Annotated in this window: 21 protein-coding genes and 1 riboswitch (1 of these 22 cut by a window edge); of the genes, 15 read left to right on the forward strand and 6 right to left on the reverse strand. The window is 41.3% G+C overall.

Going from position 1 to position 22,496, the window contains the following annotated elements; genetic code table 11:
• The first annotated feature begins 272 nt into the window (after positions 1-272).
• Positions 273-2,300, forward strand: coding sequence for a glucose-specific PTS transporter subunit IIBC (gene ptsG, locus BRLA_RS01695; protein WP_003333620.1), 2,028 nt, complete (start codon positions 273-275; stop codon positions 2,298-2,300).
• 65 nt (positions 2,301-2,365) lie between these two features.
• Here ptsG and BRLA_RS01700 read toward each other — a convergent pair whose 3' ends face one another.
• Together BRLA_RS01700 and BRLA_RS01705 are read right to left on the reverse strand one after the other, a co-directional pair.
• Entirely contained in the window at positions 2,366-3,793 is a 1,428-nt protein-coding gene (locus BRLA_RS01700; RefSeq protein ID WP_003333619.1) for a sensor histidine kinase, read from the reverse strand.
• A complete protein-coding gene (locus tag BRLA_RS01705; RefSeq protein ID WP_003333617.1) occupies positions 3,771-4,487 on the reverse strand; it encodes a response regulator transcription factor in 717 nt (238 codons plus the stop codon). The genes BRLA_RS01700 and BRLA_RS01705 overlap by 23 nt, the downstream gene beginning before the upstream one ends.
• 318 nt (positions 4,488-4,805) lie before the next feature.
• Between BRLA_RS01705 and BRLA_RS01710 the strand changes: the two genes are divergently transcribed.
• Both BRLA_RS01710 and BRLA_RS01715 read left to right on the forward strand, forming a co-directional pair.
• Complete coding sequence (locus BRLA_RS01710) at positions 4,806-5,552, forward strand: DUF1189 family protein (RefSeq protein ID WP_003333616.1); 747 nt, start codon at positions 4,806-4,808, stop codon at positions 5,550-5,552.
• A gap of 60 nt (positions 5,553-5,612) precedes the next feature.
• Entirely contained in the window at positions 5,613-6,299 is a 687-nt protein-coding gene (locus tag BRLA_RS01715) for an MOSC domain-containing protein (protein WP_003333615.1), read from the forward strand.
• A gap of 151 nt (positions 6,300-6,450) precedes the next feature.
• On the opposite strand, the gene yjcZ is transcribed toward BRLA_RS01715, so the two are convergent.
• Together yjcZ and BRLA_RS01720 are read right to left on the reverse strand one after the other, a co-directional pair.
• Complete coding sequence (gene yjcZ / locus BRLA_RS25185; protein ID WP_081476727.1) at positions 6,451-6,543, reverse strand: sporulation protein YjcZ; 93 nt, start codon at positions 6,541-6,543, stop codon at positions 6,451-6,453.
• 88 nt (positions 6,544-6,631) lie between these two features.
• Positions 6,632-6,853, reverse strand: coding sequence for a hypothetical protein (locus BRLA_RS01720; protein ID WP_003333614.1), 222 nt, complete (start codon positions 6,851-6,853; stop codon positions 6,632-6,634).
• A gap of 269 nt (positions 6,854-7,122) precedes the next feature.
• Here BRLA_RS01720 and BRLA_RS01725 point away from each other — a divergent pair, with 269 nt between their 5' ends.
• The 3 genes from BRLA_RS01725 (at position 7,123) to BRLA_RS01735 (ending at position 10,991) form a co-directional block, all read left to right on the forward strand.
• Entirely contained in the window at positions 7,123-8,481 is a 1,359-nt protein-coding gene (locus BRLA_RS01725; RefSeq protein ID WP_003333613.1) for an Nramp family divalent metal transporter, read from the forward strand.
• Positions 8,482-8,612: 131 nt separating this feature from the next.
• Positions 8,613-9,179, forward strand: a complete 567-nt coding sequence (locus tag BRLA_RS01730) for a beta-class carbonic anhydrase (protein ID WP_003333612.1) — start codon at positions 8,613-8,615, stop codon at positions 9,177-9,179.
• A gap of 168 nt (positions 9,180-9,347) precedes the next feature.
• A complete protein-coding gene (locus tag BRLA_RS01735; protein ID WP_003333609.1) occupies positions 9,348-10,991 on the forward strand; it encodes a peptide ABC transporter substrate-binding protein in 1,644 nt (547 codons plus the stop codon).
• Between the two features lie 105 nt (positions 10,992-11,096).
• Here the strand turns inward: BRLA_RS01735 and BRLA_RS01740 are convergent, their stop codons facing one another.
• Positions 11,097-11,804, reverse strand: coding sequence for a Crp/Fnr family transcriptional regulator (locus BRLA_RS01740; RefSeq protein ID WP_003333608.1), 708 nt, complete (start codon positions 11,802-11,804; stop codon positions 11,097-11,099).
• Between the two features lie 168 nt (positions 11,805-11,972).
• Here BRLA_RS01740 and mobA point away from each other — a divergent pair, with 168 nt between their 5' ends.
• The 8 genes from mobA (at position 11,973) to BRLA_RS01775 (ending at position 21,235) form a co-directional block, all read left to right on the forward strand.
• Positions 11,973-12,605: a molybdenum cofactor guanylyltransferase gene (mobA, locus tag BRLA_RS01745; RefSeq protein ID WP_003333607.1), complete on the forward strand. Its 633-nt coding sequence runs from the start codon at positions 11,973-11,975 to the stop codon at positions 12,603-12,605.
• On the forward strand, positions 12,602-13,147 hold the full coding sequence (gene mobB, locus BRLA_RS01750; RefSeq protein WP_003333606.1) for a molybdopterin-guanine dinucleotide biosynthesis protein B: 546 nt from the start codon (positions 12,602-12,604) through the stop codon (positions 13,145-13,147). Before mobA ends, mobB begins: the two co-directional genes overlap by 4 nt.
• Before the next feature lie 138 nt (positions 13,148-13,285).
• Positions 13,286-13,430: riboswitch (cyclic di-AMP (ydaO/yuaA leader) on the forward strand.
• Positions 13,431-13,970: 540 nt separating this feature from the next.
• Positions 13,971-14,036, forward strand: a complete 66-nt coding sequence (locus BRLA_RS25190) for a potassium-transporting ATPase subunit F (RefSeq protein WP_081476729.1) — start codon at positions 13,971-13,973, stop codon at positions 14,034-14,036.
• Positions 14,037-14,078: 42 nt separating this feature from the next.
• Positions 14,079-15,752, forward strand: coding sequence for a potassium-transporting ATPase subunit KdpA (kdpA, locus tag BRLA_RS01755; RefSeq protein ID WP_003333603.1), 1,674 nt, complete (start codon positions 14,079-14,081; stop codon positions 15,750-15,752).
• Between the two features lie 21 nt (positions 15,753-15,773).
• The gene (kdpB, locus tag BRLA_RS01760; protein ID WP_003333602.1) at positions 15,774-17,813 is read left to right on the forward strand and encodes a potassium-transporting ATPase subunit KdpB; all 2,040 of its coding nucleotides are present in this window, start codon (positions 15,774-15,776) and stop codon (positions 17,811-17,813) included.
• A 30-nt stretch (positions 17,814-17,843) separates the two neighbouring features.
• Positions 17,844-18,401, forward strand: coding sequence for a potassium-transporting ATPase subunit KdpC (kdpC, locus tag BRLA_RS01765; RefSeq protein WP_003333601.1), 558 nt, complete (start codon positions 17,844-17,846; stop codon positions 18,399-18,401).
• Position 18,402: 1 nt separating this feature from the next.
• Positions 18,403-20,775: a universal stress protein gene (locus tag BRLA_RS01770; RefSeq protein ID WP_003333599.1), complete on the forward strand. Its 2,373-nt coding sequence runs from the start codon at positions 18,403-18,405 to the stop codon at positions 20,773-20,775.
• 25 nt (positions 20,776-20,800) lie between these two features.
• Positions 20,801-21,235, forward strand: coding sequence for a hypothetical protein (locus BRLA_RS01775; protein WP_003333598.1), 435 nt, complete (start codon positions 20,801-20,803; stop codon positions 21,233-21,235).
• Positions 21,236-21,284: 49 nt separating this feature from the next.
• Here the strand turns inward: BRLA_RS01775 and BRLA_RS01780 are convergent, their stop codons facing one another.
• On the reverse strand, positions 21,285-21,671 hold the full coding sequence (locus BRLA_RS01780; protein ID WP_003333597.1) for a Na-translocating system protein MpsC family protein: 387 nt from the start codon (positions 21,669-21,671) through the stop codon (positions 21,285-21,287).
• Between the two features lie 280 nt (positions 21,672-21,951).
• Here BRLA_RS01780 and BRLA_RS01785 point away from each other — a divergent pair, with 280 nt between their 5' ends.
• On the forward strand, positions 21,952-22,496 hold the 5' portion of the coding sequence (locus tag BRLA_RS01785; RefSeq protein ID WP_236867723.1) for a hypothetical protein. The gene runs 235 nt beyond the window's last position; only the first 545 of its 780 coding nucleotides appear in the window; the start codon lies at positions 21,952-21,954; its stop codon lies off the right edge, out of view.

Here is a 22,496-nt window from a genome sequence, read left to right on the forward strand (position 1 = left end):
AGAGGGAACATCTTTTTTTGCTTATAATAGGGTTTTTTTATTAACTTTTTGAACAAAACATGCAATTGTTCTTATTTTTTTGACGTAGACATCTTGTTTTTTATTTGAAACTCTTTTATGTTTTAAAATGACAAATTTTCTATTACGTAGGTTTCTAAAAGATTCAAATTATTATTTTTTGGTTCCTTACATAGTAGGTTTGTCCAATAGGCATACTTCAAATAACCAAGTCAGCTATGAAAATGGGGTTTTGAAGTAAAGGAGGTTCGTACATGTTCAAAAAGATCTTCGGGGTGTTGCAACAGGTAGGTAAGGCACTTATGCTTCCAGTTGCCATCCTACCAGCCGCAGGGATTCTCCTAGCATTCGGTAATGCTTTGCAAAATCCGGCCTTGCTGGAGCAATTACCATTTTTATCAGGACCAGCGATTCAATTAGTCGCAAAAGTTATGGAAGAGGCTGGCTCCATTATTTTTGGAAACCTAGCGCTCTTATTTGCAGTTGGGGTAGCCATTGGATTAGCAGGTGGTGAAGGGGTAGCTGGGCTAGCTGCAATCATTGGTTTCTTAATTATGAATCAGGTTATGGGTGTCTTCCTTGGTGTAACTGCCGAAATGGCGCAGAATGATAAAGCCTACGCAATGGTGCTTGGAATCCCTACCCTACAAACAGGTGTTTTCGGTGGGATTATTATGGGGGTTATAGCGGCTAATCTGTACCGGAAGTTTTATAACATAGAATTACCGCCGTTCTTAGGCTTCTTTGCGGGAAAACGATTCGTACCGATCGTTACAGCGGTCGCTGCTTTAATAACAGGTCTTGTACTCATCTTTATTTGGCCGCCAATTCAATCAGCTCTTAATGCATTCTCACATGTGATGTTGGATTCCAATCCAACCGTGGCTGCATTTGTTTTTGGTCTTATCGAACGTTCTCTTATTCCGTTTGGTTTGCATCATATCTTCTATTCACCATTCTGGTTTGAGTTTGGAGAGTACGTAAACAAAGCTGGACAACTTGTTCGCGGAGATCAAGCGATCTTCTTTGCTCAGGTGAAGGATAATGTACAGTTAACAGCAGGAACATTTATGACAGGGAAGTATCCGTTTATGATGTTCGGATTGCCAGCGGCGGCTTTGGCCATTTATCATACCGCACGTCCTGAACACAAAAAGATGGTAGCCGGGATTATGGGATCGGCTGCGCTTACTGCCTTTTTGACAGGGATTACAGAGCCAATTGAATTCTCATTTTTATTCGTAGCACCAGTATTGTTTGCTATTCACGCAGTTTTTGCGGGGCTTTCCTTTATGGTCATGCAAATCCTCAATGTAAAAATTGGAATGACCTTCTCTGGCGGAATTATTGACTACTTGCTATTTGGGGTGTTACCAAACAAAACACAATGGTGGTTAGTGATTCCAGTAGGCTTGGTGCTTGCAGTTATCTATTATTTTGGCTTCCGTTTTGCTATTCTCAAGTGGAATCTAAAAACACCTGGTCGCCAGGATGAGATAGAGACTCAGGCTAGTAATACCCAAACCTCTGGATTGGCCGCAGGTGTATTGGAAGCGTTGGGCGGTAGCGTTAATATTAGTAACCTAGATGCGTGTATTACTCGTTTGCGCGTATCTGTTAATGATAGTAAGCATGTAGATAAGGAACAATTAAAAAGGCTTGGTGCAGCAGGGGTTCTGGAGGTTGGAAACAATATTCAGGCGATCTTTGGACCAAAATCTGACCAATTGAAGGAACAGATCAAGGATGTAATGGCTGGGCGCACGCCGGTTGAGAAGCCTGCAAGTCAGCCAGCACCACAAGCTGTCTCTGAGCAGACAAGCACTGCTACGGTTTTTGTTTCACCATTAGAAGGTAAAATGCTAGAGCTAAAGGATGTACCTGATCAGGTCTTCTCTCAAAAGATGATGGGAGATGGTTTTGCTATTGAACCAACTAATGGAGAGGTTGTATCTCCTGTGGATGGAACAATTGTTACCTTCTTCCCAACTAAGCATGCGATTGGTATTGCTGCAAATGATGGACGTGAAATTCTGATTCACTTTGGAATTGATACGGTGAAGCTAGAGGGTGAGGGCTTTGAAGCTCTAGCTCAAGAAGGAGACAAGGTTACAGCAGGACAGCCATTACTGCGTGTTCAACTAGCAGAGGTAGCGGAAAAAGTACCTTCTGTGATTACACCAATTATTTTTACCAACTTGCAAGAAGGGGAGCAAGTTATTGTTAAACCGGGCGCTTTGGTAAAACGTGGGGAAAAAAATATCATTTCCATTGAGAAATAAGCATCATCTATATGAAAAAAATCGGCAGAGTGATAAGAACTCTGCCGATTTTTTGTTTCGAGACATTAGGTAAGTGGCTTGGGTAAACGTATAACAAAAACCGTTGCTTCGGTATCAGTGGAGGTAAGCTTGATTGTACCTCCGTGCTTGGTCACGATCCGCTTAGCAATAGATAAGCCAAGGCCTGTTCCTCCTTCACTAGCACGGGAGGAATCAGCCCGGACAAATGGTTCGAAAATATTTTCCTTAATATCTTCTGAAATTCCAATTCCATTGTCCGCAATCTTAATGACCACATAGTATTTTTCCTCTGACAATGATATACGCATGGTTGTTCCTACGGGATTGTACTTAATCGCATTCACCAATAAGTTACTTAATACACGAGTTAATTGAATCCGATCAAAATATAGATAGATTTCTCGTTCCGGTATGTCTAATTGCAAATGAAATTGTTTATCCAGCATTTCTGTATAATGCAAAACAACCATATCACGGATAAACTCTGTAATCTCTTCTAAACGTAAATGCAGTCGATAATCAGGAGCGTCTAATTTAAGTAGCTCAAACAGATTATTAATAAGGTGATTTACCCGGATTGATTTCTGATAGATATATTCTAGGTAGCGCTGTTTTCGTTCCTCATCCGTGGCCATTCCTTCCTTTAAGGCTTTAGCATATCCCTGAATGCTGGTGATTGGTGTTTTTAAGTCATGGGAGATATCCATTAACATCCTCTGCTTACCCTTTTCTAGGATTTCATTTTCACGGCGTGTCTCTTCCAGTACATCCGCCATATAGTTAAAGGTATCACGGATTTGTACAAATTCATGCTCAGCCTTTAGGTGAATACGGGTACTATAGTCTCCATCTGTCATTTTTTTCAACGCGTCTAAAATAATAATCAGCGGAGCTTTAATACGACGAGCTGTCCAGTAAATATACAGCACAATGAAAATCAGCATGATGAAACCAAACATGCCTAAATAAGTCATAAAGCTTTTCGCAAATGGGTCGAAAATATCGATCTGTTCAAAGTCCTTAGACACAAGGATATTGTTTCTGGGTATCTTTAATAATAAATACGGTGTTTTTGGATCAAGAGTATTCTGGTACATCGAGTAGTAATAGGGCTGTTGTTCATGATTTTGCAACAGATCGAATAACTGATTCTCGGAATAGGACTTATGATCATCTAGCTTGTTGCCGTATACCCGAACCAGTTGTTTATTGGCATTGAGGTGTTCCAACCAGCCTCCAATACTTGTTAATTGCGGAAGGAGCTCCTTACGTTGATCCTCCTGCTTGTAATTAGAAGCCTCAATTTTTACATCAACAATATCCATACTTTCGATATGATTGAAGGTAGCATTGAGAAGATAGATAGCAAGTCCGATTAGAACAACCAAAAGAAAAAAATTAAAAACAAAGTAATCAAGGATGAGAGAGGTATAGAGGCTACGCGATTTTTTAGGCTTCAACCATTTTTTCAAATTTATACCCCAATCCTCGAATGGTTTTTATATAAGTGGGTTGTTTCGGATCATCCTCGATTTTTTCACGTAATTTGCTAATGTGCACCATGATGGTATTATCATCATTGGCATAGAAGTCGCCCCATACCGCTTCATAAATTTTCTTTTTGGTAAAAACCTGACCGGCATTAACCATCAAGAGTTCTAGTATTTTGTATTCGATAGAAGTCAGTGAAATAGCTTCCTCATTTCGATAGACGAGACAGCTCGCTTTATCTAGGATCATCTCCCCAATTTTAATAAGCTGCTCCTCTGGGTTAATAGGAGCTTCCACCGTAAGGGTAAATTCATGAACACGGCGAAGAAGAGCCTGAATCCGTGCAATCACTTCCAAAGGATTAAACGGTTTTGTGATATAGTCATCTGCCCCAAGCCCTAAACCTAAGATCACATCATGATCCTGCGTGCGTGCTGATAAAAACATGACGGGAATATTATAGGCTTGCCTGATCTCCTTAATAAGCTGAAAACCATCTTTTCCAGGCATCATAATATCAAGGATGACCAAATCCACTTTCTTTTGAGCCAGAACTGGTAAAACGCTATCTCCATTATGAACTTCTATGACATGAAAATCTTCCTTCTCAAGATAGAGCGTTAAAAGTTCAACAATCTCTCTCTCATCATCGGCGATTAATATGGTATATGACACGCTTTCTCCTCCGTTCTTTTCCTAAGCAAAACGTTACATTTAGAGTAACACGGACAAAAGACTTAGATGTTACATTTTAATCAAAAAATCAAGCATGTTTTATAATAGCTAATTCTACTATTTACATATTATGGGGAAATGATTATTCTTTTGGTGAAGAAGGCTATTAGTCAAATTAAGATAACCTTTAGCTTGGGATAAGGAGAATAAAAGGTTTTTCCACTATAATATAAACAAGTAAGCATCATTTAATTTTTGAGGTTTATGCAGATGGATATGAGATAATAAAATCTACCTGCAAAAAAGGGAGGTCATATATTGTTTGAATCATTGAAAATTAGTTTGTTAAAGCCAAATAACCTAGGCCAGCTTGTAAACAAGAAAGCTGGGGTCGTATTTGGATTTATCCTGTTTCTTGCCTTACTGATTAGCGTGTTTGTTTTTTCTAGTTTTTATCAGACATCAAGCATGTTTTTAAAAGAGGCACAGGCTGTACTAAACAGCACACCGGATTTTACCTTTAAAGATGATGTGTTAAACATGCAGACTGATCAGCCGATTTATTCGCCTAACAAAATGTTTATCTTTGACCCTAACAATCAAGTAAAAGCAGAGAATTATCCCAAAGGTTCGTATGTAGTTATTTTTGGGAAGGTAAAGGCAACATTTATGGAAAAGGGTGTTGTTGTACGCGAAACAAATTATATGAATTCTGGTTTACGTGACATAAGCAAGCAAGAATTTACGGAACTAGTTGATTGGCTTATAACCAAGGAAACGACAATCTGGGCCACTATATTTGCAGGTATCTTTATTTACATGATTTTTAGCACGATGTTTACTGCATTTATTCTTGGTATTTTGGCATACATTATCAGCAATCTTCAGAAAAAGGAATTAACATTTGGTCAAGCGTTTAAACTAGCGATCTTCAGTCTGACAGTACCTTTCCTAATTAAAGGGATTCTAGTGTTAGCTGCATGGCCTGTTCCTATTGGCCCGATCACCTGGGGGTTAGGTGCTGTTTACGTTGTCATGGCTGTGCGGAACATAAAAACAAGCTGATGTAGGGCTACATACCATTGTATAATGGATAATAGTAGAAAGCCGAGGAGGAAAAACACCATGTCGCAGGTACAAGTCAGAATTCTTTCTGTAAATGTAGGACAACCTCAAGTTCTTCCTTATAAAGGAAAAGAGGTAGTAACAAGCATATGTAAACAACCAGTAACAGGGCCTCTCTATCTTTCGAAAACCCAATTACAGGGGGACGCTCAAGCCGATTTGAAGTATCATGGCGGGGTAGATAAAGCCGTATGCGTTTATGCATCCGAGCACTATCCTTATTGGGAGAAGGCACTGGGTAAGGCATTGCCGGCCTCTGCCTTTGGAGAAAACTTAACCATAGAAGGATTGCTTGAGGATGAGGTTTGTATTGGGGATATTTACCGGATTGGTGGTGCTGTGGTACAAGTCACTCAGCCAAGACAGCCATGTCATAAATTAGCAAAGCGCTATGATGTAATTGATCTGGCGGTACAAGTACAGAATACAGGCTATACGGGTTTTTATCTGCGGGTTTTACAAGAGGGAGAGATTTCACAAGAAGACACGATGACATTGGTTGAAAAAGATCCTGATGGCATTTCGATTGCATTTGCTAATCAAATCATGCACCACGATAAAAAGAATAAACAAGCGATAAAGCAAATTTTGAAGGTAGAAGCATTATCTGCTAGTTGGCGTCAAAGCTTTATGAAACGATTAGGAGACGAGGAAATAGATACATCTCTACGCCTACAAGGCTCTTAATGAATCCAAAGTAAAAAATCCAGGGTGATTGTACCCTGGATTTTTTGTTATACATAAATAAACATGCTTGATTATTTTCGTTACAAAACACTTCTAGACGTTGCTGTGTGCCTATGATCAGTCAAGGTTATACTTTTGCAATCTATATTACCTACCTATTGCAACAACAGCAAGCAATAATTACCAATAGAATAAATAGAACCAAGATAATTTCAAAGTTGTTTGATCCGTTGAAAATACTCATGGTCTAATCCCTCCCAATAAGATGTACTTTATCCTATGTTTCCATAAATAAAGTGCTTGGGTAGGGGCCTCACTGCTGAAAAAATGGACTATTCTTGATAATGGTGTCCTTCATTGTTGTTTATCCAAATGATAAATAGGATGAAATAAAAGGGAACGCCAGATGTGTTATAGACAAAGAAGATATTCATAATATCTTGGGATGATGCGCTTCCGCTGGTATAGGCCACAAATCCAATAGTAAGGACAGCCAATGTATTTATGATAAGAGCCAATAGTAGAAATAGTCCGGCGATTTTCTTTCTATTCATTGCTACACTCCCCTTCTTTCTATACGAAGTAGTGATAAGAATTTATTCCCATTTTAGTATAGCCCATTTATGTTAGGGAAACAACAAACAGAAATCCCTTTTTGTGAATAGGATGAAGGCGTGGGCTATTTACATTTCAAATGAGGTGTTTATAATAATTATTACAAAGTTTCCTTAGTGCAAAAAAGGCGGTTGTTAAGGGAAAAGGGAAGACAGCATAACAAGTACATGTAAATAAAAGAGGTAAGCTGGGAAGGGAGTGATCTCAAATGACTGATCAACATCACGAAGCGGTAGCATCAGAGCAGGGAAAAGGATGGAGAAAAGGGATTACCCAGCCTTCCTTACAAGAAGTGCACAGTTCCATGCGTGTACCCAAAAATGCGTCCAAATTTCGTAAATTTTTAGCTTTTGCGGGACCAGGTTATCTGGTTGCTGTAGGATATATGGACCCTGGAAATTGGGCGACTGATTTGGCGGGAGGTTCCCAGTTCGGTTATACGCTATTGTCGGTGATTCTTCTTTCTAATATTATGGCAATGTTTTTACAAGCCCTCGCAGGAAAGCTGGGAATCGTAACAGGTCGGGACTTAGCTCAGGCTTGCCGGGATCACTATTCCAAGCCAGTAGCAATGGTCTTATGGGTTCTGTGCGAGATCGCCATTGCAGCTTGTGATTTAGCAGAGGTGATTGGATCAGCAATTGCATTGAATTTGCTATTTGGCATTCCGTTATTGTATGGGGTGTTGATTACTGCTATTGATGTGCTGTTAGTATTGTTTTTACAAAATAAAGGATTCCGTTATATAGAAGCTATTGTTATTGCGTTGATCGGTACCATTGGGGTGTGCTTCGGAGTTGAGATCCTATTGGCTCAGCCTCAAATCAGCGAGATCATGCAAGGATTTATCCCGCGTACGGAAGTCGTAACAAATCCTGCGATGCTCTATATCGCGATTGGGATTATTGGTGCAACTGTCATGCCGCATAATCTGTATCTGCACTCCTCTATTGTCCAAACTCGTGACTTCGAACGGACGCAGACTGGTAAGCGGGAAGCGATTCAATATGCTCGTTTGGACTCAACGATTGCTTTATTCTTTGCCTTGTTTATCAATGCATCTATCTTGATTTTGTCAGCCTCTACGTTTCACCAGGCTGGCATGACAGATATAGCTGAGATTGGTGACGCTTATTATTTGCTGACTCCTGTGCTTGGAACAACAGCAGCGAGTATCCTGTTTGGGGTAGCCTTGCTAGCTTCTGGTCAAAATTCTACTTTAACGGGTACATTGGCTGGTCAGATTGTCATGGAGGGTTTTATTCATTTTCGCATAACACCGTGGCTGCGACGTTTAATTACTCGTCTGATTGCGATTGTTCCGACGGTGATTGTTACAGCCCTATACGGAGAAAAGGGAACCACAGAATTACTCATATTAAGTCAAGTCATTTTGTCGATTCAGCTCCCCTTTGCGATTGTTCCTCTTGTGCAATTTACCAGTAGCAAGGCTAAAATGGGTGAGTTTGTTAATAAGAAGTGGGTTACTGCTATTGCGTGGCTGATAAGTGGTGTCATTATTGCGTTAAATATATTTTTGATCTATCAAACTGTTACGCAGTTGTAGTTATTTTATCTACAAAAAGGGATTGGACAGATAAATCACGAAAATAATAAGGTACAAAAAAACCTACCAATACGTGCAGCATCTAAGAAAATGGGCAGGCCAAATTGAGAGAAAAGTCGAGGTGAAGAAGCGTGGGAAAACTTGAAGAGATTTTAGATTACAATAAAAAGTTCGTAGAAAATCAGAGATATACGGAGTTCACAACAACCAAGTTTCCTGATAAACGGTTGGTTGTCATTTCATGTATGGACACAAGACTGGTCGAACTTCTTCCTCACGCAATGAACGTCAAAAATGGAGATGTCAAGATTATTAAGACAGCAGGAGCTATTGTCTCTCATCCGTTTGGGGCGGTTATGAGAAGTATCTTAGTGGCTATCTATGAGTTACAAGCAGAAGAAGTCATAGTGGTAGGTCATTACGATTGTGGAATGAGTGCGATTAATCCTACGCATTTTTTAGAAAAGGTGCGAGAACGAGGGGTTTCGGCAGATTCGTTACATCTATTAAAAAGTGCTGGAATTAATTTGGAAAAATGGTTACGAGGTTTTGATAACGTGACAGATGCTGTTAAAGAGAGCGTCGATATGATCCTTAATCATCCGTTACTGCCTCCATCAGTGCCAATCCATGGTTTAATCATTGACCCAAGTACAGGTAAACTAGATGTAGTTATAAATGGATATGAAAAAAAATAAAATGTACAAAAGAGTCATTACGCATATTTTACGTGATGACTCTTTTGTTTTTACTTTAATAGAGTTAATAATGTTTAATTATGTTTTATTTGATAAAACGTAAAAATAAAATTAGTATAAAATTTATTCATATCTTTCGTTATAAACATAAAAGGGGGATTTACAACTATGAAGAAAAATATATTTGTGTTGATGAGTTCCGTTCTTGTATTAGGTGCTGCTCTTGCGGGCTGTAGTACAGGTAACGGTAACGGAGCCGCTCCGGCTGGTAACGAATCTAAAAAGTCTGAAGATTCAAAAGCAAGCGGAAATCAAACCCTTCGTTTAAACCTTGCATCTGAGCCTCCTACGCTTGATCCTGGTCTTACAGAAGATGCTACTTCTGGGGCAATTGTTCGTTCTACCTTTGATGGTCTAACTCGTTTGGGTGAAGACGGTAAGCCTCACAATTCTGTTGCATCCGATATTAAAATTTCAGATGATTTAAAAACATATACATTCACGTTGCGTGATTCAAAGTGGTCTAACGGTGACCCTGTTACTGCTAAAGACTACGAATATGCTTGGAAACGCGTTCTTACTCCAAAAACAGCATCTAGCTATGCCTACCAGCTTTATTACATTAAGGGTGCAGAAGCATTCCATAAGGGTAAAGGAAAACTTGAAGACGTAGGTATCAAAGCTATTAATGATAACACATTAGAAGTTACGTTAGAAAACCCTACTCCATTCTTCTTGGAGTTAACAGCTTTCTACACATACTATCCAATTAATCAAAAAGTAGATACCGAAAATCCTGACTGGGCGAAAAATGCAAAAACCCACGTGGGTAACGGTCCGTTCAAGCTAGATACTTGGGAGCATAAGAGTAAGATTTTGTTGACCAAGAACGAAAACTACTGGGATAAAGATTCTGTAAAAATGGAAAAAATTGAATTCTCCATGATTGATGATGGCAATACAGAGCTTTCCATGTTTGACAACGGTGATTTGGATTGGGCAGGTAAACCAGTTGGAGACTTGCCAACAGATGTTGTGCCTATCAAAAAAGCAGAGGGTGCCTTGAAGATGAAGCCTACTGCATCCATCTATTGGTACAAGTTCAATACAGAAAAAGCACCGTTTACTAATGCAAAAATCCGTAAAGCCTTTGCCTATGCGGTAGATCGTAAAGCGATTGTAGAAAACATTACGCAAGCTGGAGAGCAACCAGCACTAGGTATCCTGCCTCCAACTATGGCTGTTAAACCAGAAGGCTACTTTAAAGATAACGATGCAGCAACAGCTAAAAAATTGTTAGACGAAGGTATGAAAGAGCTAGGTATCAGCAAGCTGCCTTCAATTTCACTATCCTTTAATACGTTGGAAGGTAACAAGAAAATTGCAGAAGCTATCCAAGACCAATGGAAAAAGAACTTGGGCGTAGATGTAAAACTAGAAAATACCGAGTGGAAAGTATACATTGATAAGCTACACCAAGGTAACTATCAAATCGGACGTATGGCTTGGTCTGCTGACTTCAATGATCCAATTAACTTCCTAGAGCTGTACCGTGATAAAAAAGGCGGTAACAATGATACAAACTGGGAAAATCCAAAATACAAGGAGCTATTAATCAAGTCGGCTTCTGAACCAAATCCAGAGAAACGTACACAGTTGTTTGCTGAAGCAGAGCAAATCATCATGGATGAAATGCCTGTAATTCCAATCTACTACCGTACACAAAACTGGATTCAAAATGACAAAGTAAAAGGCGTATTGCTTGATGCACTTGGTTTCGTCGATTACAAATGGTCTTACATTGCTGAATAAGATATCGAAGAATAAAAAAAGAAGCCTGTTGAGTTGTTCAACAGGCTTCTTGTATTTGATTGTGTATCGTGCCTTTCGTTAAAATGAAAGGAATATAAGCATGCGCTACAAACGGCAAATGTCTGGTGGACAATCATCACAGCATATTTTTTCCCGTAAATAGTGAATGTCCTTTACTAGAATGTAGCCATTTGGCAGAGGCTCAATAACATCTAGTTTTTTTAAATCACCTAATAACCGATTAACACTTTCGCGTGTAAGTCCAATAAATTGAGCTAAGTCTTTATTGGTCAGTGATAGATCGATCAGGATACCGTTTGGAAGCTGACGGCCGTATGTGTTACACATGCGAATGAGAGTTGAATAGAGCGCACCTGTTTTTCCGTTTAATAAAAGATCGCGGAACTTAGATTGCATACGGCGGTTCTCAAGACTCATCCAACGTAGGAACTCTACACAATAGGCTCCGTTTGCCGTAAGGAGCTCTTCTAGGGACGCGCGAGAGATGACTCGTAATTCACCGGGCTGTAGGACAACGGCAGTAGCGCTATAACACAGGGATGAATTAAATAACCCGAACAGCCCAAATAACTCACCCGGATTATATACTTGAAGGGTTAATTCTTTTCCGTCTGTGCTTGTCTTAGATAGCCGAACCTTACCGCTTTCTACCAAATAAACATAATCAGCAGGGTCTCCGTCAAAAAATAACGGCTTACCCGGAATACTTTCAACGAGGGTCGACATACGTTTCATATCTTCCCAAAATGCTCGGGATATTTGATCCACGAAGGTTTTCGTTTCTACAGGCATGAAGATTTTCCCTCACTTCATACTTTTCTCTCTTGTAAGTGATACTTGTTACAAGGTACGGTCTTAGTATATCAATTACGGTTGCATATGAATATAGCATCATAACTATTTTGCCATTTGTCCATAAATGTATGAAAGAAGTATGAAAAATAAGCGGGGTGATGAAAAATGGTGGATTCATTATGTATTGTAATTTTAGCAGGGGGACAAAGCAGCCGTATGGGTAAGCCCAAAGAATTACTGGAATGGCAGGGGAAACCACTCATTTTACATATGCTGGAGCAGATTTTGCCTCTGGGTCGCCCCTGTGTGATCGTCACGAATGATCCAAAACGATTGCCTCACATCAATGAGCTTGGAACAAAAGTGTTTATCACAGGTGATATCGTAGCTTCACATGGGCCGATCAGCGGTATTTATTCGAGTATGTCTGTAAGACAGGAAGAGTGGTATTTGGTTGTATCCTGTGACCTGCCATTTTTACGTACGGAGCATGTACAACGCTTATTCGAAAATTTAAACGATCGTTTAGATAAAGATATAAATGCTGTAGTAGCTAAAGCAGGCGGGCGATTACAACCGTTATTTGCGCTTTATCATCAACAAACCAAAGAAATTTGGAAGGTAGCTCTGGATCGGAAAGATTTCCGGGTAATGCATGCGTTAGAAGAGATGATTGTAAAGGAAGTAACGGATGAATGCTGGGATGATCTGACGACGTTTAATATGAATACCCCTGCTGATTATGAAGAAGCAAAAAAAGTATGGAATAGCAAAAATTCATTAGGAGAAAACAAATGAACAAGAAAGGAAACCAAATGGATTCTACAGATATTGTTATTCAATTTGTGGGATATTCCAACTCAGGCAAAACTACATTGGTATGCAAGTTAATTGAGCGATTTACACAAATGGGAATACGACTGGGTGTAATTAAGCATGATGGGCATGACTTTGAATTAGATCAGCAGGGAAAGGATACATGGAACTTCCGGCAGGCAGGAGCTCCTATGGTAGCTATTCAATCGGCTACACAAACCGCTTGGATGGAAAATCAAGCAGTTCCACTCCCCGAGCTTATCACGAGGATGAGCGAACAAGGGGCCGAGCTGATTATAGTGGAAGGCTTTAAACGGGAGTCCTATCCGAAAATCGTGGTAATCCGGCGCGAGAAGGACAAGGAGTTGCTGGACAAGGTGCAAAACATCCTGGCAGTAGTAAGCTGGCTGCCATTACAGAAGATGTCTATCCCTGTTTTTTTCATTGATCAGGTGGAGGAGATTTTTCAATTTGTTGATAGGCACAGGCTTGTACAAAATAAGAAAACAAAAGAAAATAAATAAAATAATGAGATTGGCTGAGGAAACGTGAGAGTGTTTCCTCAGAAATGCGTAATTTCAGATCAAATTGACAGTTTTTGTAGCTAGATCACTGTTAACAGAAGATAAGCAAGGACGTATAATAAGACTCGTAAGCAACCAATAGCATAACGGCCAAATCCCGAGGCATTCGGGAACGGAGGACCCACTTTTTATTGGGGTTAATTCTACTAGATGTAGAAGGGATGAGTAACTCTTTCGCCATCCTACCCGTCAGCTAACTTCGTCGGCTAAAGCGAAGGAGGTCAATGAGACCACCTGTATTTATTGAGGGGTTTTTTCTTTTTCCCTCAGAGCTAAAAAGCGTAGGTCTTTTTGTTTTGCTTACATTTATTTCAAACATCATACGTACAACTGTACGAAAGAGGATTAGGGAGACAGAACGCAAAGAGAGCGATGGCTAGCTGGGCGTTAGGTAGACCAATGAGTGCTTCTTTTTTGACGGTTGAACATTATAACAAATGAGTAGGCAGGCTCTGGTGAGGCAATAGGTAAGCTTCGCTAGGATAGGCTGTGACTTACGGTTTGTATCATGTTCTTTTTACCGTTTGGATAGGAGCAAGCATTGGTCTATTTTTTGTTCCAAGGTGGACTTCAAATGAAAGGGAGAGCACAGGGGAACCACAGATTGTCGAACGTTGATCAGACAGTTGGCAGAGGAGGAAAAAAGGATGGATATTGTTGCGATTTTACTGGTGGCAGGTGCATTCAGTCTATTTTTTGGAACGATGGCATTCTGTGACAAGGTGGTAACAGAAGAAGGGAGAGAAGAGCGGTGACTATACTCATGATCATCGTTACAGGGGTTATTCTCTACCTCATCGATGCATTAATTCGTCCTGAAAAGTATTAATAGTACCAACTGTAAACTGTAGAAACGTTAGGAGGAACTGTTGTGGATTTGTTGCAAATTGCCGCAGTATTAGGAATGTTGCTGATCCTAGCCATTTTATTTGGTCGTTACTTGGCGCAAGCTTTTTCATGGGAGGCAACTAAGGTAGATCGAATATTCGGTAGATTCGAGCGAATTATATATAAAGCTTCTGGTATTCAAGTGAGAGCAATGACATGGAAACAGTACGCAGGAGCAGTATTACTTAGCAATCTTGTCATGTTTATCATTGGGTATCTCATTGTTAGACTTCAGGGATTTTTGCCGGGGAATCCTAGTCGGATTGATGGCATGGAACCGCTGCTTGCCTTTAATACAGTAGCTAGCTTTTTAACAAATACGAACTTACAGCATTATAGTGGAGAGTCAGGCTTGTCCTACCTGTCCCAAATGACGGTTATTATCTATTTGATGTTTACAACGCCTGCCACTGGTATTGCGGTTGTGATGGCCTTTATGAGAGGAATTACAGGACAAAAGCAGATTGGCAACTTCTACGTAGACCTGATTCGGGCACATACCCGCGTGTTATTGCCTTTGGCCGTGGTTGTTACTTTATTATTGGTAGCTCAAGGGGTGCCACAAACGATGAGTCCAACAGTGACTGCTACTACTTTACAGGGTGCGGAACAACAAATTGCTCGTGGACCTGTGGCTTCCATGGAATCCATTAAGCACCTTGGTACAAACGGAGGAGGATTCTTTGGAGTTAACTCTTCACATCCCTTTGAGAACCCTACACCTTTAACCAATGTTATTGAAATCTTATGTATGTTTCTCATCCCGGCTTCCTTACCGTTTACTTTTAGTGCTATGGCACGCAATAAAAAACAAGGACTTATGATATTTAGTGCTATGTTCCTGATGTTTTTAACTTTCTTGACGATTGTATATGTTGCGGAATCGAATGGAAATCCAGCGTTAGCTCAAGCGGGGCTGTCTCAGGAGAATGGCAGCATGGAAGGGAAAGAAGTTCGCTTCGGTATTGCACAGTCGGCTCTATTTACTGCGGTAACCACAGCGGCTACTACAGGAACGGTTAATAACATGCATGATACCTTAACGCCACTTGGCGGGATGGTTCCGTTAGCTCAGATGATGCTAAATTGTGTGTTTGGCGGAGATGGTGTCGGCACAATGAACATTTTGATGTATGCCATTATGGCTGTATTTTTAGCAGGCTTGATGGTAGGGCGGACACCAGAATATTTGGGGCGCAAGATTGAAAGTAAAGAGATGAAATTAATCGCAATCGCTATTTTGATTCATCCGTTAATCATCCTAGCTCCATCTGCGATTGCTTTGGCTAGCGAACTGGGAACAAGCTCTATTTCAAATGCTGGCTTCCATGGAATTTCTCAAGTGGTATATGAATTTACTTCTTCAGCAGCTAATAACGGTTCGGGCTTTGAGGGCCTATCTGATAATACGCCATTCTGGAATATCTCAACGGGCCTGGTCATGTTATTTGGACGCTATTTCTCGATTGTTTTAATGCTAGCGGTAGCAGGCTCCCTAATGATGAAGAAACCTGTGCCGGAAACCATCGGTACCTTCCGCACGGATAATACAGTATTCATGAGCATCTTGCTTGCTACGGTACTCATTGTAGGTGCGTTAACATTCTTCCCTGTGATTGCTCTTGGTCCTGTTGCCGAGTGGCTGTCGATACGCTAATGAAAAAAGGAGTCCTTCACTATGAGTAATCAACGAAAATCCTTGGTTACCAAGGAGATAGTTTGGCAGGCAATGATTGATGCCTTTAAGAAATTTAACCCGCGGTTGATGGTTAAAAATCCAGTCATGTTTGTGGTGGAAATAGGCTTTGTGATTACCCTCATTTTAAGTGTTATGCCAAATGCCTTTGGTGGCGAGTCCAATGCTTTTTACAACAGTATCGTGAGCGTGATTCTGTTTGTGACCATCCTGTTTGCGAATTTTGCTGAAGCTCTGGCGGAAGGGCGTGGTAAGGCACAGGCTGATAGCTTGAAAAAAAGTAAGCAGGATATGACAGCAAATCTATTACAAAAAAATGGAGTCATAAAAGTGGTTAATTCCACAGAGCTACGCAAGGGCGATATTGTTATCGTTACTACCAATGAGCTAATCCCAAGCGATGGTGAGATTATTGAGGGAGTAGCATCAGTCGATGAGTCGGCTATTACGGGTGAATCGGCTCCAGTCATCAAGGAGGCAGGTGGAGATTTTAGTTCGGTTACTGGCGGTACTCGCGTGGTTAGCGACCGAATTACGGTACGTGTGACGGCAGATCCAGGGGAATCCTTCTTAGATCGAATGATCAGTATGGTCGAAGGAGCAAAACGGCAAAAAACTCCTAATGAGCTAGCTTTACATACTCTTTTGGTAAGCTTAACGTTCATTTTTTTGATCGTATGTACGACACTGTTACCAATTGCTTCTTATGTAAATGTAGTGATTCCAGTTGCGACCTTGGTTGCTTTGCTGGTCTGCCTTATACCAACAACCATTGGTGGATTATTATCTGCGATCGGGATTGCAGGGATGGATCGGGTTACCCAATATAATGTGATTGCCATGTCAGGAAAAGCGGTCGAAGCGGCAGGAGATATAAATACCATTATTTTGGATAAAACCGGGACAATTACGTATGGCAACCGGATGGCCTCAGAATTTGTGGCAGTAGGCGGTTCAAAACAAGAAGAGCTATATCGAGCAGCTCTGCACAGCTCCTTGCATGACGAAACACCAGAGGGGCGCTCTATTGTAGAACTAGCTAAAAAAATGGGAGTTCCTGAATCAGAGTGGCACATTTCAGGTACAGAAGGTGTGGAATTTAAAGCGGAAACTCGAATGAGCGGTATTAATTTTTCAGATGGCCGTGTGGTAAGAAAAGGGGCTGTTGATGCCATTAAAGCCTATGTTATAGAGAGAGGCGGTCAAGTTCCTAACGATTTGGACACGACAGCGAATCGAATGGCTAAGGAAGGAGGCACCCCATTAGCAGTGGTAGATGGTACGCAAGTATTGGGCGTCATTTATTTAAAGGATACGGTAAAAGCAGGTATGCGCGAGCGCTTCGAGGAACTGCGGCGGATGGGAATCAGGACGGTGATGTGTACAGGTGACAATCCATTAACGGCGGCTACCATTGCACGCGAAGCTGGTGTGGATGATTTCATTGCAGAAGCTAAACCAGAGGACAAGATCGCGGTTATTCGCAAGGAACAGGCGGAAGGAAAGCTAGTGGCGATGTCGGGTGATGGGACGAATGATGCACCTGCACTAGCTCAAGCCGATGTGGGATTAGCGATGAATAGCGGTACGATTGCTGCGAAAGAAGCTGCGAACATGGTTGATTTGGATTCTGATCCGACCAAAATTATCGAGGTAGTGGCAATAGGGAAACAGCTTCTTATGACTCGTGGAGCTCTTACTACTTTTAGTATTGCAAACGATATTGCCAAGTATTTTGCCATTATTCCGGCGATGCTAATGGTGGCAATTCCTCAGATGCAAGCGTTGAACATCATGCAACTGGCCACACCTCAAAGCGCAATTTTATCAGCATTGTTGTTTAATGCGATCATTATTCCATTGTTAATACCGTTAGCGATGAAGGGTGTTACATATAAACCTATGAGTGCAACCAAGCTCTTGTCCCGCAATCTGTTTATTTACGGATTAGGCGGAATCATTGCTCCTTTTATCGGTATTAAGCTATTGGATATGCTGTTGGTGGTAGTTGGTTTGCAATAGAAAAACTAATAAACGAAAAGGTGAGAAATCATGTTAAAAAATATACGAGTCAGTCTCGTGCTGTTATTGATCTGCGGCGTTATCTATCCCTTGCTCATGACGGGTCTGGCTCAGGCGTTAATGCCGGCACAGGCAAATGGAAGCTTGATTACGGATGCGGCTGGGAAGGTCGTAGGGTCTAAGCTAATTGGTCAATCATTTACTGACCCGAAATACTTCTCTGGACGTGTTTCTTCTATAGAATATAACGCGGCTGGATCAGGCTCGAATAACTATGCTCCGTCCAATCCAGCATTAGTGGAACGAATGAAAAAGGACGTAGCAGCTTTCTTGACTGCGAATCAGACTATTGTGCAGGCCGAAATACCTGCAGATTTAGTAACGAACTCAGCTTCAGGACTTGATCCGCATATTACACCAGAGGCGGCTCGTGTTCAGGTGGCGCGCATTGCAGCCTTGCGCAATTTGACTACAGATCAGCTTAACCAACTCATTCGCAACCACACAGAGGATCGCTCGCTGGGTCTGTTTGGTGAAAAACGAGTAAATGTATTGGAGTTAAACATGGCACTGGATCAGGTGAAGTAGTATGGATGATTTTCGCCGAAAAACGCCAGAGGAAATCTTGCGCTCTATTTCGGAAATCCATAAAGGTCGTTTGCAAATTATTCTGGGGGCGGTTAGTGGCTCGGGCAAAACCTACCACATGCTGTTAGAAGGACAACGACTCCGGAAAAAAGGCTTAGATGTGGTTATTGGTGTGATTCATTCACGTGCCATTAACCAAGGAAAAAATTACGAGAAACTGGAAGGTTTCGACGTAATGCCTGCTATTGTTTGGGATGAAAAGGGCATGCTGAAAGAGGACCTCGATGTTGAAGGAATCGTTAGACGTGATCCAGAGGTCGTCTTGGTGGATGAGTTAGCGCATCGGAATCGACCCGAAGCGGTACGTCGTACTCGGATCGAGGACGTTCGTTATCTGTTAGAACACAATATAAGTGTGATCACTACGCTTAATATCTACGAACTCGAAGGAATGAAAGGCATAGCCCAACGACTAACCGGGGTGCCTGTTCGTGTAGCCGATTGTGTCGCGGATGAGACGTTAGCCGAAGCGGATGAGGTAAAGCTTTTGGATGTTCCACCGGAAGTTATTCTTAAGAGATTGCAGGAGGGAAGGATTTTACCTCACTCATCTGGTCAAGGAGAAGCGTTGTCTAAGCTTACGTCAAAGCATCAGTGTTTGTATCGGCATGATAATTTGGCTGTGCTAAGAGAATTGGCATTACGTTTCGTGGCTGGGGAAGTAAATGATGATTTAGACAGATATCGTGAACAACAGGGGATGCTTGGCCCGTCTGGAGCGAGTGAGCGTATCCTGGTTACTGTTCAGTATCATTGGAATGGTTCGATTTTGATTCGTCGCGGACAACAAGTAGCTAAACGCTTAGGTGCGGAGCTTCTTATCGCATGCTTTCGTAATAACAAACGGATGATGTCTAAGGAAGAGGAAACCTTTAAACGCTCAATGGTTACGTTGGCCCAAAAAGTGGGTGCAAGCTTTGAAGAGGTCTCTTTATCCAAGGATAGTGATGTTGCTAAAGAGATGGTACAGTACGCTTTGCAACATAACATTACCCGGATTGTCATGGGGCAATCCAAGCGAAGCAGATGGGAAGAAATTGTGCACGGGTCGATTATTAACAAGATTTTACGCAAAAGCAAAAATACAGATGTCCTCATCGTGGCAGATCGCTCGGCAACCAGTGGGGGACGGGTTCTCCCTGCTAAACGCCATCGTGGATTTGTTCCTCATCCATTTCATCGCCTTTCGACAGAGGAGATGGAAAAGGAGATTAAGCGAATAAAACGTGGCAAATTAAAAATTTTTGTTGGAGCAGCGCCAGGTGTAGGAAAGACATACACCATGCTTCGCGAGGCGAATGAGCTGTTACACAGCGGGATAGATGTTGTAATTGGATTATTGGAAACACATGGGCGCAAAGAAACCCACGAGCAAATAGGGAAGCTAACGATTATTCCGAGGAAGGTGATGCTCTATAAGAATGTATATTTGGAAGAAATGGATACTGAAGCTATTATTAGGCGCAATCCGGAAGTGGTTCTAGTGGATGAATTAGCCCATACCAATGTTCCGACTAGCCGGTTCTTAAAAAGATACGAAGATGTCGAGCACATCCTGCAAGCTGGCATTTCTGTAATTTCAACTATGAATATTCAGCATGTAGAAAGTCTAACGGATAGTGTTGAACAAATCACAGGTATTCGAATACGGGAAACAGTCCCTGACCGCATCTTACACGATGCAGATGAGATTGAGCTGGTGGATATTTCTCCTAAAGCTTTACAAGAGAGAATGAAAGAGGGCAATATCTATGCCTTAGATAAGGTAGAGCAGTCGCTAAATCACTTTTTTCAGCTTGGAAATTTGATTGCTTTACGTGAATTAGCTTTACGTGAAGTGGCGGATGATGTGGATGAGCGTTTAGAGTCTTGGGAGCGTAAGGGGGCGTTACGCGGGCCGTGGAGAAAACAAGAGACTATTTTTGTCTGTGTAAATTTACGTGAAGACAGTGGACGATTAATACGACGCGGATTTCGCATTGCTTATCGGTTAAAGGCAGATTGGTATGTTGCGTATGTACAGGACCATAATCCCCTTACTCCAGATGAGCTTGATTTACTAGACAAACTTAGGTATTTAACGGAACGCATGGGTGGTTCTTTTGAAATTTATCAAGTACAAGAACGAAGACACATTTTTCGTGAGTTAGTCATGCAGATGGATCGTAAAAATGTTACGCAGGTCATCATCGGCCATTCTGCTCGGACGAGATGGGAAGAAATAAAAACGGGCTCTGTTGTACAAAAATTATTAAGGCAAATACGCCATATGGATGTTCTTGTTGTTGCGGATCATAATCCAGTCACACAGTGATTTGAATGAATGAGGCGAAAGCAGGATGAAAAGTATACTTATTGTAGGCCGCGGAGAAGCTTTTTGTGATTTTGTTCAAATTGCTAGTAAGCATGAGTTAGATCGAAATCTAATAGATGGCTTGCAGATTGTGGCCTTTTATCGGGAAGCATTGAGAAATAATAGGGCTAAAGAAGGGTTTCGCCAAGTGGCTACACAGGGCTTTGCTCCTGAAGAAACAAAGCTTGCTTCGTTTGAACAGGTTTACTTGTTTCCTGATGAATGGAACGATTCGTTTCGCGTTATTGCATTTTTCGTTAGTTTGGGTACTTGTCGCGTATATGTTATGACACAGTTACCACGGTATGCTGCTTTATATCGGAGATTAGGGGCACATTATGTGTTTATCAGTAGTCCTAAGCATCGAGGGTATCGCTGGTTGTTGGATAATGCTGAAGATGATGAAAACACTCCTTTATAACGCGGAGGAGTGCTTTCAACATTTTAGTGTTCATTTATGGGAGAGGCTGTTAATTGCTGGAGGTATTATCTTGTAGGTGTTTTTCTAGGTCTTTGTCCAGTACGTATACCTCGATCCGTTCACCCATTTTGGTACTGATATCGCTGTGGCTGGAAAGAACCTTAAGGCCTGTAATTCTTTCTACAATTGCCTCCGTTTCCTGACTGTACATTTCACGTAGGATTTCGCGCATTTGTTTAACAACGCGGCGCCCTTTTTCATGATGAGACAAATGCTTTTCCTCTACAGTAAGGACTCCTTTAAAGCGAGAAATGATCATGTCACTGACGATATATGTTTTGGCTTCTTGGGGGCCACGTCCAATCAGCTCTCTTTGAAATTTAATAAAAGCTTCGCTGATTTCGGCTTCCAGCTTTTTTTTGGATAAGTTACTCAACTGACTCCCTCCTAAGGAAAGACGTTCTATTCTGTAAATAGTGGCATCTTCATGGATATACTACCCAGCAGAAGAGAGACTGTCAATGAGGTGGTTTGTGGAGATTGGGCATGGTAGAGAAAAGTAGCGTTTTAAGTCAAATTCACCCGTATGAGAGAGATCGTTCATGCAAATCGATTCCGATCAAAAGAGAAATGTACGTGAGGAGGTCGTAAGAGGGATAGGGAGGCAAGTGAGTATGTCTTACAATTACAGGATCCGTTAAGGAGGAGAGATGGCAATGATAAGTATCCAAGAGAATATGGAATTAAAACGGATTGCTCAGGCCTTAGAAAGATTGCTTCAGCTTTTAGATGAGGAGAAGAGGAGTGCGATCCAATCAAAGCTGAAGCACAAAATGAATCTTTCGATGGAAATGAGATTATTTCAGCGCATTGTAGCTGTCTATCGAGAGGAAGAGATCATTAAAAGAGAGTGTGCGTTAAAGAGAAAATCATCCTGTCGCCTTTCTAAGCAAATTCAGTTGGTTTTTTTGCGTTTTTTGATGGAGCATAGTTCAGTTATAGAATTTGAACTGGATGGGGGCTTTATTATTGGGAAAAAAGCTGGGAAGGTCATGTTTGCTATTAAACTGTTTCCGCATTTGGGTGGGTACCGTGGGAAAGCTTGGTATAAAATGATTGATAAGGTTGCCAGAGAAGCATGTAAACAATATCAGATTGACAGCGGACAGGTGTACTTGTTTGTATCTTCATTAGTTAATAGCATAGATGTTCGAGATGTAAAAGAGCTAACAGGAAAAAGCTATCGTAGTTCCTCTGACAT

Source organism: Brevibacillus laterosporus LMG 15441 (genome assembly GCF_000219535.2).
In the GTDB taxonomy this organism is placed as follows: Bacteria; Bacillota; Bacilli; order Brevibacillales; family Brevibacillaceae; genus Brevibacillus_B; species Brevibacillus_B halotolerans.